Genomic DNA, 13,153 nt, shown 5'->3' on the forward strand with positions numbered 1-13,153 from the left:
TTATTCATTGATCAGGGCATTTGAAGGCGGCCACTCATGCCTGCCTTGAGATCGGCCATCGGGCCTTCAAGGTTGGCGGTGACCTTGATGGACTGACTCACGGGGTCAATCCGGGGGCTGATGCGCACAATGCGTGCGATGCCATTTCGACGCACTTCGTCGATGTTGATGCGCACCACCATGCCCACGCGCAAGCGCGACAGCCAAGTGGAGGGGGCTAAAAATTCCAGTTCATAACCCGAGTCGTCCAGCACATCCACCAACGGAGTTCCGGGCTGCACATATTGCTGTTCGCGGATGCGTTGCTCTGCCACGATGCCTGCAAACGGCGCTTTGATTTCGCATTTGGACAGCTGGGTTTCGCTGATGCGCAGTTCGGCTTGTGATTTTTCCACCGCGTTTTTGGCCAAATCCAGCTCCATCAGACCGGCCGCGTTCAGCTCGGCTAGGCGTTGATTGGCTTCCAGGCTGCGCTGGGCTCCCGCCAGTTCGGCGACCGATTTGGCGCGCTGGGCTTCGTGCAAACCACAGTCGAGCTTGACCAAGGGGGTGCCTGCAGAAAAGCGATGCCCCTCTTTGACCAGCATGCTTTGCACCACAGCACCAATCTCTGCCGACAGCGTGGTGTAGCGCACAGGCCGAAGCTGCGCGCGAATTTCTTGCCGATCCATGCCCGATGTGACGGGTGTTTGCGCATGCCCGCACGCCATCATCAGCAGCAAAGCCAGACCGAAAAAACGATCTCGCAAAATGGCATCAGCGTGTCGCATGGTTGACTTCCGGTGTTTTGAGTTCACTCAATGACGGTGCCTGGCTGACCTTGTCGATGATGTCTTTGAGCGGCAAGCGGTCAACGCCCGCATCGTCAAATTCCACCCCGATCACGGCACGCAGACGGCTTTCTGCCACCTGAATTTGGGCGACGGACTGGTAACGCCTGAATTGGCTGAGTAGCGCGCTGGCTTGGGCATTGACCGTTTCCAGGCGACCCCGCATCAGGGCTTTTTCACGCGCAGAGGCGAGTTTGGCCAAACGGTCATCGACCGACCAGATTTGGTCAGCCCTTTGGGATTGTTTTTGGGCGTTCAGCCAGTTCAGTCGTCCCAAGTGAACTTGGGTCATCACCGCCATTTGCATGACCATGCGACGCTGATCGGCCAGTGCCACACCGGCATCGGCTAGGCGCATTTGGGCCGGACCGGTGAACAGGTTCATCAGGTTGAAAGACAGTTGCAAACTGGCATCGTCCCAGCCCTTGTGCACTTGGTAGCTGTCGGTGTCGTATTTGGCCGAGATGTTGAAGTTCAGGCTTGGGAACATGCGCGCCAGCACTTTGCGTGTCTCGTCGCGTGCAATGCGGCTTTGGTGTTGCACTTCGCGCAGATCGGCATTGCGTTCGAGGGCCATGCTTTCCAGGCTCTCTATTGGCGTGTTCATTTGCGCGCGCAATTCAGGCCACTTGGCATCCAACGTCAGTGGCTGTCCGGCAGGCGCATTGATCAAGGTCGCCAATTCCACCTGTGCCGGTGCCAGGTCCTGGTCGATCAACTCCAGCGTGCGCAGGCTCTCGAGCAATTGTTTTTGGTAAGTCAAAGACTCTGTGGGTGCCCGGACCCGCTCGCTTTCCACTTTGCGGGAGTCCTCGAGCGCGTCTTCTGCTTGGGCAATGGTGTTTTTCAGTTCCTGGCGCATGGCTTGGGCGCATGCGGCCCGCCAGTAAGCACTGCGAACATCCTGAATCAGGGTATGGACCAGTTTGCGCCGACGTTCGTTGGCAATCTGCACACGTTCTCGGGCTTGTTTGGCGCTGTAATAGCCGACGCCAAATTCCAACAAATTCCAGGAGGCTCCCAGCTCGTGAACATTGTGGTTGCGGTCGGAGGTTGCGTTGCTTGCTGTGCCGTTGGAGTTGCGCGTCACGCGTTCTTCGCTGCGGTTGCTGCGTTCAATTTGGGCACGCGCTTTGGGCAGCATGTCCTGCAGGGCAGATTCAAATTGACCCGAAGAAATCTCAAGTTCGAGTTGTTTGGCGCGGCGGTCCAGGTTGTACTTCAGGCCGCGTGCAATGGCTTCGTCCAAAGACAAGCTGCCCTGGATGGGCTCAATCTGCATTTGTGCCAGTTCTTGTTGCCAACTGTTGCGTGTTGGTGCCAGCAGCGGTTGCTCAGGCGTGAGTTGCGCGCACCCCACCAGCAAGCCCGGTAACACCAGCAGGAATCGTCCCATTTTTCTTTTCACGCTTCACCTCTGCACAAGCAACTTAAATCGTTATTGGTTTTGTTGTTTTATTTGCTGTAATTATTAATGGTTCAAATTGGCATTGAAAATTCAATAATTTCAGCTTAAACAAAAGTATCGAAAGTTTTACAAATGTGGCTTAAGATGTATATACCTAATTGGGGAAAAACGAGGGTTTTCTCCGTGATATAATGAATATTAATGTTTTCATTTATGATTTTTGGCAGTACCTGTCAAATGCCATATTGGGCCAGTCAGATGCTGGGTTCAGTGCCTTCAAGTCATTGACGACGGTGACTTGAAAGACGATAGCGTGCGCAGGGCCTTGTACCTGTTCTCGCAGAGGCATTGACTGAAAGGCCTCGTCGTCAGTGGTTTCGACATCCCCAAAAGGGGGTATCCATACGGGGTATGAAAACCTAATATCAACAACTCTGATAATTTTGTGTTGTGTCAATGAACCCCTCGACCTGCGGTCATGTCTACGTTGTCGACGACAACCCCGATATCCGCTTTTATTTGACCGATTTGCTGCGGCAGCTGGGTTACAGCATTGAGGGCTACGACAGCGCGCAAGCCTTCTTGCAGCAGTCCATCGATATCTTTCCTGCCGTTTTTGCGTATTCCAGAACCTATTGACCATCCGCTCCAATCCCTCGTGACCATCAATTCCAGTCAAAGCTGACCACTCAGTCCAGCAAGTTGACCAAAGAAAAAAGTATGGCGATTTGACCAGATAGTAGTCAGACTGACATGGTCAATCTGACTACTCAGACTATCAGCTGGATTGCATTTTTTTGCGAGCCATTGTTTTTCGCATGGACTCCCCTTTCAGAGATAACCGATGCGATTGATGCACCACGCGATCCAATATCGCATCAGCCAACGTGGGATCAGGAAAAAACCCATGCCATTGGTCAGTTGGGTATTGCGTTGTAATGAGCAATGATCCTGTGCGCATTCGCCGATCAATCACATCAAGCAAGAACTGCGACGCATGTTGATTCATCTCACCCAAACCCAGATCGTCAAGTATCAACATACTTGGTTTGCTCAATGACAGCTTCAGAGCGGGCAATGAGCCATCAAGCAATGACTCTGTGATTGCCCCATAAAGATCACTGGCGCGATAGAACAGGACTGGCATTTTTAGCCTGCACGCCTGCTGGCCAAATGCACACGCAAGCCACGTCTTACCAACACCCGTAGCGCCTTGGATGATCAGATTTTGCTGACGCCTTATCCAATCACAGCTTGCCAAAGATGCCAACTGTGCCTTGTCTAGTCCACGGTTTACCTTGTATTCCACATCCTCAAATGAAGCCAATTCAGGCATCCCTGCGCCTCGGATCAAACGCTTCAACTTTCGGCCCTCTCGCTCGGATGCCTCGTGATCAACAAGGGGTCTCCTCGTTTTCAGTGCAATAAGTGACGGTACGCAAAGCTAGCACTGGCGCGGGGGTGGTCTGGGTAGACCGTTGATTTCATTGACTTTCCTGTTCGCTTTGTAAACGGGTATGGTGGCCTCCCACTTTTGAGGTTCACGATGCAGGGTTGGCACACAACGTTTTTGGGGATGCGTGGGCTCCCCCGCGATATCAGCGACTTCGAGATGAAGGCATTTTTCACCTTCGATGGTGCCGAGCGCGACGCAATCAATGCACGCCGAGGTGATTCCCACAAGCTTGGTCTGGCGCTCCATATTGGTTTCCTGCGCATGAGTGGGCGTTTGCTCGGTGCCTTTCGGGTAATTCCAGTAGCCTTGTGGCGCCACCTTGGCAACGAGCTTGGCATTGCAGCACCAGAAGTCGCCTCGCTGAGAGCCATGTATGAACGCGGGCGCACGCTATTCGATCACCAACAAGTAGCCTGCACGGTCCTTGGATTCCAGTGGATGAGCGAGCACCAGCGCCGCTCACTGGTACGTGAACTGCGCGACGAAGTGGCGCGCTGCGCCGACCGCGATCAGCTACTCGTGCGGGCGCGTCAATGGCTGTACAAGAACAAGCTGGTGATCGTGCACGAGCGGGCAATTCGGACACTGATTGCGGCGGCACTTGCCCAGCTTGAAGTTGAAACAGGCACCGCCATCGCCGCCAGCGTTGATCCAGCAACACTTGATCGCTGGCGAGCCTCAGTTTCAGAGCTGCGCCCAGATGGACAAACCCAGCAGAGTTGGCTATGGGCTGCACCGGCGAAACACTCAACCCGCCAAATCAGCGAGGTACTGGAGCGCATCGACCTGCTTTACACGCTGGACGTTCATAAGCACCTGGCAGACATCCCCGATCTCATCTTGCGCCGCTACGCGCGCCGACTTGTCTCCAGGCCGCCCTCAGCCGGAGCCAAGATCAAAGAGCCAGCGCGCACCGTGGAGGTCGCATGCTTTCTTCGGTATTGCCTGTTCACCACCACAGACCAGTTGATCCTTATGGTGCAGCGCCGGATCGCCGATCTGTGGCGTCAGGCTGCCGCCGATGTCCCCGCTACCGTCAATTGGGCCGCAATGTACAAAACGCTGCTCGGCGAACTTGTTGCCTTGAGCGCGCAAGGTGCGGTGCCAGATGCTGAGTTGCGTGCCCGTCTTGAAGCCTTGATCACCGAAACCCAGAAACGCAAACCACCGAGCAGGGCCTCCCTGGTCCGCGAGGGATTGATTGATGGAATTCGCCCCGTGCGGTCGTTGCTCGTCGCCATTGCAAAGCTGCCCTGGCAGGCCACCGGCGAGCATCCTGCCATCGAGTACCTTGCCAAGCTGCAAGCTTTATATCTCAAAGGATCCAGAAAGCTGCCAGTTGAAGTGGTGGCACCAAGTCTGGGAATGATCTGGCAGGTTTCGATCTCCAGCCCAGACCGGGAACGGGCGTTTCAGGCGTTGGAGGTGGCCACCCTGTTTGCCCTGCGCCGCGCGGTGCGCAATGGCTCGGTCTGGATTGAGCACAGCCTGAGCTTTCGGGGTCGTGCGCGCTTGTTCTTCACGGACGAGCGTTGGCAGGCAGAGTCCAAGAAACACTATGCCCGTCTATCGTTACCCAGCAAGGCTGCCACTTTCTTGAAGCCTTTGCTGGCCAGAGTAACTGCCGGTGTCGATGCGGTGGCCGCTGCAGCCCGCAGTGGCGTACTGCGCGTGGATGATGAACTCCATTTGTCGCCATTGCCCGCAGAGGACGAAGACCCAGAAGTGACCAAGCTGCGCGCGGCTTTGGATCACCGCATCGGTGAGGTTCAATTGCCGGAAGTGATTCTGGCCGTTGACGCCCAGGTGCGCTTTAGCTGGATCATGCTCGGACGTGAGCCGCGCTCTACCGACGAGCTGCTGATGGTCTATGCCGGCATCATGGCCCACGGCACCAGTCTGACTGCGGTCGAATGCGCGCGCATGATTCCGCAATTGTCTGCCACCAGCATTCGCCAGGCCATGCGCTGGGCGCGGGACGAACGGCGTCTGAGCCAGGCCTGCCAGGCTGTGCTGGAATTCATGCAGCGACACCCGATTGCCGCCACCTGGGGGCGGTCCGATTTGGCATCTTCTGACATGATGAGCATGGAGACCACCAAACGGGTGTGGCAAGCCCGGCTTGATCCTCGGCGCAACACACCTTCCATTGGAATCTACTCCCATGTAAAAGACCGGTGGGGCATCTTCCATGCGCAGCCCTTTGTGCTCAATGAGCGCCAGGCGGGCGTGGCCATTGAAGGTGTCATCCGCCAAGAAAAGCTGGAGACCAGCCAGCTTGCTGTGGATACCCATGGCTACACCGACTTTGCCATGTCACATGCCCGTTTGCTTGGTTTTGATCTTTGCCCGCGGTTGAAGGAACTCAAACAGCGCCACCTCTTTGTGCCACGCGGCACCAAAGTGCCCGCAGAAATCGCTGCGGTGTGCGAAGCCAATGTCGACGTCGCTTTGATCGAAAAGCATTGGGATAGTCTGGTGCACCTGGCAGCCTCGGTCATGAGCGGACATGCCAGTGCGGTGGCAGCTCTTGCGCGGTTCGGTTCTGCCGCCCAGGGCGATCCAATCTATGAGGCTGGCGTGCAATTGGGGCGGTTGCTGCGTACGGCGTTTTTGGCTGACTACTTTGTCAAGGACGCTTTCAGGAACGAGTTGCGCCGGGTGCTCAATCGGGGCGAGGCTGTTAACGCCCTCAAGCGCGCCATTTATACCGGCCGGATCAGCCCGGCGCAGGCCAAACGTGTCGATGAAATGCAGGCTGTGGCCGATGCGTTGAGCCTGATGGCCAACATCGTGATGGCGTGGAATACCTCACAGATGCAGGCGGTCCTGGATCGCTGGTCGAACCGCCGCCAGGTCATTCCACCGGAACTGATCGGGAAGATTGCGCCCACCAGGCTGGAGAGCATCAACTTGCGGGGTGTGTTTCGCTTCCCGGTTGACCGCTATGCTGACCAAATCCTGCCTTCGCGGCCAAATGCATCGATAACTGGCACCAATGGATGAAACCGACCACGGTTTGACGCCACGAATCGCAGATTTGAAAGTGAACAGGAAAGTCAATGAAATCAACGATCTACCAACACCACCTCCGCGCCAGTGCTAGCTTTTCGTACCGTCACTTATTGCACTGAAAACGAGGAGACCCCAACGTGGACATCCAGATGCGCACCAATGTGCCGCACATCTTCGCCATCGGCGACATCGTGGGCCAGCCCATGCTGGCGCACAAGGCGGTGCACGAGGCGCATGTGGCGGCGGAAGTGATCGCCGGCGAATTGCAGGGCAACAAGGAACTGGCCAGCGCCGCCTTCAACGCCCGCGTGATCCCCAGCGTGGCCTACACCGACCCCGAAGTGGCCTGGGTGGGCCTGACCGAAGACCAGGCCAAGCAGCAGGGCATCAAGGTCAAGAAGGGCCTGTTCCCCTGGGCCGCCTCCGGCCGTGCCATTGCCAACGGGCGCGACGAAGGCTTCACCAAGCTGCTGTTCGACGACAGCCCCGAAGCAGGATCAGGAGACGGCCATGCTGGCCGGGGCCACGGCAAGATCTTGGGCGGTGGCATGGTCGGCACCCACGCGGGCGACATGATCGGAGAGATCGCGCTGGCTATCGAGATGGGTGCCGACGCAGTGGACATCGGCAAGACCATCCACCCGCATCCAACCCTTGGCGAATCCATTGGCATGGCGGCGGAAGTGGCGCATGGCAGCTGCACGGATGTGCCGCCTGCGCGCAAGTAAGTCCGCAGCCAAGCTACCCTGCCAAGGCCCGAACTGGCGACGGTTCGGGCCTTGTGCTTTGCGTACCCAAACAATCGCCGCAGAATACTGTGCATTTGTACAGTATTCATGTCAGCCACTTCCAAGCCCAAGCTCTACAACCCACGCCACCCCGAACGCACGCTGCTCTACCAAACGGTAGCCGAGCACTACGAGACCTGGCTAGAGTTGGCCAGCGCGGGTCAGTTCGACGGCCAGGGCGACCACCACACCCCCAAGCCCTTCGTGCGCAAAGCGTTTGCCAAGTATCTTGAGTGCGGCATCTTTGCCCATGGCTTTGCCCGCGCTCGCTGCGGCGACTGTGGGCACGACTACTTTGTAGCCTTCTCCTGCAAAGGCCGTGGAGTCTGCCCCTCGTGCACCACGCGGCGGATGGTGGAGACGGCGGCACACCTGAGCGACCACGTCTTCCCCCGCCTGCCGGTGCGCCAGTGGGTGCTCTCCGTGCCCAAGAGGTTGCGGTACTTCATGCAACGCGACGGAGCGGTGCTGAGCATGGTGCTGCGCATCTTTCTGCGGGTGATCGCACAAACTCTGCAGACCCACAGCCCCGGTGCGGCCCATATGGACAAGGCAGGCCTGCACATCGGTGCCATCGCCTTCATTCACCGATTCGGCTCCAGCCTCAATGAACACGTCCACTTCCACGTTTGTGTGGTGGACGGGGTGTTTGAGGAAGTGGCAGGCGAGGGCAGCGCTGATGCCGCAATGCAAGTCTCTGCGTCAGGTGTCGTATTCCACCCTGCCACCGGCATCGATGCGACACCCGTGGCACAAGTGCAGACCACACTGCAAAAACGTATCCTGCGCGCCTTTGTGGGCCGCGGGCTGCTGGAGAACTTCGAGGCAAAAGAGATGCTGGGGTACAAACACAGCGGTTTCTCGGTGGATGCCGGGGTGTGCATTGAATCCCACGACCGTCCAGGCCTTGAGCGGCTCTTGCGCTATTGCGCCCGCCCACCCTTTGCGATGGACAGGCTGCGCAAAGAGGGAAGCAAACTGGTGTACCGCTGCGGCAAGCAGCGCAGCGAACCCACCAGCGACAAGCGCGGTGCCAAGGTTGATGAGCTGCACCTCACACCGCTGGAGCTGATCGACCGCATTGCCGCGCTGGTTCCCCCGCCACGCACCCACCGGCACCGCTATTTTGGCGTGTTGGCACCCAACTCGCCGCTCAGGGCTGCGGTGACGGCGCTGGCGACACCGGCGCAAGCCGCTCCCGTGCTGGGCGCGTCGATCAGCACGGGGGAGTGCGCGCCTGGTGTGGTACCGATGAGCAGCGCGCTGCCATCCCAGAGCGAGCCGGTGCTGCCCAAGCGTGCAGCGCACTACCTGTGGGCGGTGCTGATCGCCCGCATCTACGAGGTGTTCCCCCTCTTGTGTCCGCTGTGTGGTGGGCATATGCGCATCATCGCGTTCATTACGCACAGCGCTGACATCCGGCACATCCTGGACCACATCGGGGCAGATTCAGAGCCACCCCGCATCTCCCCGGCGCGCGGGCCACCGCTGTGGGATGACTGTAGTGATGCGCAGATGGATGACGGGGCGCAAACCGAGCCAGCAGACTGGGACCTAGCGGCGCAACCGGCACCGGACTTTGAGGTCGATCAGCGCATCAGTTGGTGAATGAACAAAGCGGCGATTTTGACTTGCCGCGAACTGGCTCTGCGCCCGGTACACGCCGAGCGCCGCAAATCACTCTCCTGAACGCCAAACCCTGGTGGTGAACCTGACACCTGGGCGGGAAAATCGAGTGTCTCAGCCGGCTTGATGGCGCTTCCGCGGTGCGATACTTGGCCTCATGCGGTTAAAACGCCTATCCGTACCCCGAGCGGACTCTGCTGTACCAAACCATAGCCGAGCACTTCGAGACTTGGCATGAACTTGCCAGTGCCGGCCAGTTCGACGGCCAGGGCGACCACCACACACCAAAGCCCTATGTCCGCCAGGCGTTTCGCAAATATCTGGAATGCGGCATCTTTGCCCACGGCTTTGCCCGGGCGTGGTGTGATGACTGCGGGCACGACTACTTCGTGGCCTATTCCTGCAAAGGCCGGGGCGTGTGCCCCTCGTGCAACACCCGGCGCATGGTGGAGACGGCGGCGCACCTCTGCGACCACGTCTTCCCCCGTCTGCCGGTGCGCCAATGGGTGCTGTCTGTCCCCAAACGGCTACGTTACTTCATGCAGCGTGACGGGGCAGTGCTCAACATGGTGCTGCGCATCTTCCTGCGGGTCATTGCGCAAAGCCTGCAGACCCACAGCCCCGGTGCGGCAAATGTGGACAAGGCGACCCTGCACATCGGCGCCGTGGCGTTTATCCACCGGTTCGGCTCCAGCCTGAACGCTCATGTGCACTTCCACGTATGCGCAGTCGATGGGGTGTTTGAGGAAGTGCCGGGCATCGTCTTCCACCCGGCCAGTGCTATCGATGAGACCGCTGTGGCCCAAGTGCAGACCGATTTACGCCGACGCATCCTGCGGGCCTTCGTCGGCCGGGGCCTGCTGGAGAAGGCTGATGCCAAAGAGATGCTGGCCTACCAGCACAGCGGCTTCTCGGTGGACGCCGGTGTCTGCATTGAAGCAGACGACCGCGCCGCCCTGGAGCGGCTGCTGCGCTACTGCGCCCGTCCGCCCTTTGCCATGGAACGTCTGCGCAAAGAAGGTGCTGAGCTGGTGTACCGCTGTGCCAAGCAGCGTAGCGAGCCCACCAGTGACAAGCGTGGCGCCAAGGTGGACGAACTGCACCTCACAGCGCTGGAGCTGATCGACCGCATTGCCGCCCTGGTGCCACCACCGCGCACCCACCGGCATCGCTACTTTGGTGTGCTGGCGCCGAACTCGCCGCACAGAGCAGCGGTGACGGCGCTGGCGACACCTGCACAACCGGCCAAGCAAGTCGTGGTGCAGACCGATCCAGCCACCACGGGGGAGGGCGCGTTTGGTGTGGCACCGCTGGGCAATGTGCTCCCAAGCCAGAGCGGGCCTGCACAGCCGGTGCCGCCCAAGCGCCCAGCGCACTACCTGTGGGCCGTTTTGATCGCTCGCATTTACGAGGTACTCCCTCTGCTGTGCCCAAAGTGCGGTGGCCAGATGCGTCTGATTGCCTTCATCACCGATGGCGTACAGATCAAGAAGATTCTCGATCACATCGGGGAAGACTCAGATCCCCCGCACATCTCCCCGGCGCGGGGGCCACCGCTGTGGGATGACTGTAGTGATGCGCAGACGGATGAGGGGGTGCACATTGAGCCCGATTGGGACCTGGCGGCGCAACCGGCACCGGACTTTGAGGTCGACCAGCGCGTCAGTTGGTGAGAGGTCAAGACGGCGACTTTGATGCGCTGCTGGGTAGGCCTGCGCGGTCCACCGCAAATGATTCTGTCCCCATGCGAATTTTGGTGACGGCTCGCCCAGGAATCACGCTGTAGTGAGAATCACGAAGATTTTTGCGCAGGGGTGGTGGCCAATCAAAGGTGCGATACTGGCCTTGAGGCGGTTGAAAGGCTTATCCGTCCGTGTTTTTTGACCAAAGCCACGAAATCGGCCGGGGTGAAGCGAGACAGGGCCGATTTGGCAAAGCGCGGGTTCTCGCTCAGGAAGTTGGCCGCCGTGACGTCCACGTTGGTGAAGTTGGCACGGCCACCGCCCGAGATGCGGATTTTTTCGGCCACCTTTTCGCTGTGGTCCAGCACCAAAACCTTCAAACCCAATTGGCCGGCTACCCCGGCACAAAACAGGCCGGCCGCACCGGCACCCACGATCACAACATCAAAACTTTGCATGGGCTGCAGTGTATACTTTCAACGATGACGGTGCCCGGTACAGAGGCGCTGCATAACGAGAGAGACAAAACCATGAATCCCATTGTTTACGCCATACCCGTATTCATGCTTACCATCCTGCTCGAGGCCTGGGTGGCCCGGCGACGCGGTGTGGCGGTCTACGACATTCCCGACGCCATCACCAGCCTGCACCATGGCCTGTTGAGCCAGGTGACCAACGCCTTCACCAAGATCGCCACGCTGGGCATCTACATCGCGGTGTATGAGGCCTACCGCTTTACCGAATGGTCCATGAGCAGTATTCCGCTGTGGATTCTGGCCCTGGTGCTGTACGACCTGTGTTACTACTGGGCGCACCGCATGTACCACGAGGTCAATGTCATGTGGGCCTCGCATGTGGTGCACCACTCATCGGAGTACTACAACCTGTCCACCGCACTGCGGCAGACCTCTACCGGCGCGTTATTCGGCTGGGTGTTTTACCTGCCCCTGGCGGTGCTCGGTATCCCATGGCAGATGCTGGTGATCGTGGGCCTGATCGACCTGCTGTACCAGTACTGGGTGCACACCGAGCTGATAGGCCGCATGGGCGTGCTGGACCGCATTCTGGTCACGCCCAGCAACCACCGCGTGCACCACGGCCAGAACGACTACTGCATCGACAAGAACTACGGCGGTATCCTGGTCCTGTGGGACCGTCTGTTCGGCACTTTTGCCGACGAGCGCGATGACGAGAAAATTTGCTACGGCATCCGCAAGCCGCTGCACAGCTTCAGCCCGATCAAGGGCAACCTGCACTACTACGCCGACCTGTGGCAGATGTCCCGTGCGGCAAAGGGCTGGCGCGCCAAGCTGGGTGTCTGGGTGGCGCCACCGGGCGGCTGGACCGACGAACCCATCGAACATTTCGAGCCCCGCACCTTTACCCGCTTTGATGTGCAAACCCCCGCGCCGCTGCGTTGGTACGTGGCGCTGCAGTGCGCGGTGCTGGTGCCTTTTGTTTCGCATTTCATCGGTGTGGCCAAGGGTCTGGACAGAGGCACGGCCGCGGTGTACGCGCTGGGCATTCTGGTCACGGCGGTGGCGCTGGGGGCGCTGCTTGAGCGTTTTGTCTGGGGCAAGTGGCTGGAGCAGGTGCGTCTGCTGGCGCTGGGTGTGTCGTTCGCCGCCGTGCCGCAGTGGTTTGGCTTTGAGGCGCCGCTGCTGCTCAAGGGTGCATTGCTGGTGTTGTGTGTGGGCAGTGTGGTCTGGCTGAATCGCCAGTCCGTCGCCCCTGCCAACGCGGTGGGAGTGGCAGCATGAACCCGGACGCCTTGTCGGATCTGGTGCTGCTGCTGGTGTGTGCTGCCATCCTGTGGTTTCATCTGCGCCAGCGGCCTGCTGTGGCAGTGGCTGCCGGCCTGATCGGTTTGGCGGCCTGCCTGGGTGTGCTGCGGTATTCGGGCTGGGCCGAGATGCTGGGGCCGCACCGTTTCACCAGCCTGCTGGCCGCCTGTGCTGCGTTTCCGTTGCTTGCATCAGGCCTGCGCTGGCCGGATGCGCCGCTGGCCACACGTGGCGCGGCGGTCGGGCGTTTTGTGCTGGTCGTGGGAGGCGTCGGCATCGTGCTGACGCTGGCCGGTCTGGCGCTCTGGTCGCAGGTGGTGCCGGGTGTGTGTGCGCTGGTGATTGCCTGGACGGCGGTGCAGCAGCGCAATACCTGGGGCATGGCGGGCACGCTGGCTTTGTTGGGCAGCTTTGTGGTGGCGGCTACTGGCAAGGCCGACAGCAACTACCTGGGACTCTTTAACAACGTGCAGTTGATGCACTACAGTCTGGCGCTGGCCTTGGCGCTGCTGGCGGTGGGGGCCACGCGCTCACCACAAAACCAGCAGCTCGCGGCTGCCTGAA

9 protein-coding genes and 2 pseudogenes are annotated in these 13,153 nt (G+C 59.4%); 7 read left to right on the forward strand and 4 right to left on the reverse strand.

Annotated features, from left to right (window positions below; translation table 11 throughout):
- Positions 1-11: 11 nt before the first annotated feature.
- Both ACZ5VE_RS05235 and ACZ5VE_RS05240 read right to left on the reverse strand, forming a co-directional pair.
- The gene (locus tag ACZ5VE_RS05235) at positions 12-770 is read right to left on the reverse strand and encodes an efflux RND transporter periplasmic adaptor subunit (RefSeq protein ID WP_464456983.1); all 759 of its coding nucleotides are present in this window, start codon (positions 768-770) and stop codon (positions 12-14) included.
- Entirely contained in the window at positions 757-2,226 is a 1,470-nt protein-coding gene (locus ACZ5VE_RS05240) for a TolC family protein (RefSeq protein WP_464456984.1), read from the reverse strand. Before ACZ5VE_RS05240 ends, ACZ5VE_RS05235 begins: the two co-directional genes overlap by 14 nt.
- Positions 2,227-2,694: 468 nt before the next feature.
- On the opposite strand from ACZ5VE_RS05240, the gene ACZ5VE_RS05245 reads away from it, so the two are divergent.
- Positions 2,695-2,877, forward strand: coding sequence for a hypothetical protein (locus ACZ5VE_RS05245; protein ID WP_464456985.1), 183 nt, complete (start codon positions 2,695-2,697; stop codon positions 2,875-2,877).
- A 139-nt stretch (positions 2,878-3,016) separates the two neighbouring features.
- Here the strand turns inward: ACZ5VE_RS05245 and istB are convergent, their stop codons facing one another.
- Positions 3,017-3,664, reverse strand: a complete 648-nt coding sequence (istB, locus tag ACZ5VE_RS05250) for an IS21-like element helper ATPase IstB (protein WP_464457442.1) — start codon at positions 3,662-3,664, stop codon at positions 3,017-3,019.
- Between the two features lie 120 nt (positions 3,665-3,784).
- On the opposite strand from istB, the gene ACZ5VE_RS05255 reads away from it, so the two are divergent.
- The 4 genes and pseudogenes from ACZ5VE_RS05255 to ACZ5VE_RS05270 all read left to right on the forward strand — a co-directional run bounded on the left by ACZ5VE_RS05255 (position 3,785) and on the right by ACZ5VE_RS05270 (position 10,796).
- Positions 3,785-6,700, forward strand: a complete 2,916-nt coding sequence (locus ACZ5VE_RS05255) for a Tn3-like element IS1071 family transposase (protein WP_003049965.1) — start codon at positions 3,785-3,787, stop codon at positions 6,698-6,700.
- A gap of 131 nt (positions 6,701-6,831) precedes the next feature.
- Positions 6,832-7,437 (forward strand): annotated as a pseudogene (locus ACZ5VE_RS05260) (FAD-dependent oxidoreductase); the annotation flags it as partial.
- A 108-nt stretch (positions 7,438-7,545) separates the two neighbouring features.
- On the forward strand, positions 7,546-9,105 hold the full coding sequence (locus tag ACZ5VE_RS05265) for a transposase (RefSeq protein ID WP_464456986.1): 1,560 nt from the start codon (positions 7,546-7,548) through the stop codon (positions 9,103-9,105).
- A gap of 212 nt (positions 9,106-9,317) precedes the next feature.
- Complete coding sequence (locus ACZ5VE_RS05270) at positions 9,318-10,796, forward strand: transposase (protein ID WP_464457443.1); 1,479 nt, start codon at positions 9,318-9,320, stop codon at positions 10,794-10,796.
- Between the two features lie 200 nt (positions 10,797-10,996).
- Here ACZ5VE_RS05270 and ACZ5VE_RS05275 read toward each other — a convergent pair.
- Positions 10,997-11,263, reverse strand: a pseudogene (locus tag ACZ5VE_RS05275) (NAD(P)/FAD-dependent oxidoreductase); the annotation flags it as partial.
- Positions 11,264-11,335: 72 nt separating this feature from the next.
- Between ACZ5VE_RS05275 and ACZ5VE_RS05280 the strand changes: the two are divergent.
- On the forward strand, positions 11,336-12,565 hold the full coding sequence (locus ACZ5VE_RS05280; protein ID WP_464456987.1) for a sterol desaturase family protein: 1,230 nt from the start codon (positions 11,336-11,338) through the stop codon (positions 12,563-12,565).
- Positions 12,562-13,152 carry a hypothetical protein gene (locus ACZ5VE_RS05285; protein ID WP_464456988.1) on the forward strand — a complete coding sequence of 197 codons (591 nt, stop codon included), beginning with the start codon at positions 12,562-12,564 and terminating at the stop codon, positions 13,150-13,152. The genes ACZ5VE_RS05280 and ACZ5VE_RS05285 overlap by 4 nt, the downstream gene beginning before the upstream one ends.
- The last annotated feature ends 1 nt before the right edge of the window (position 13,153 follow it).

This window comes from Limnohabitans sp. INBF003 (assembly GCF_055396645.1).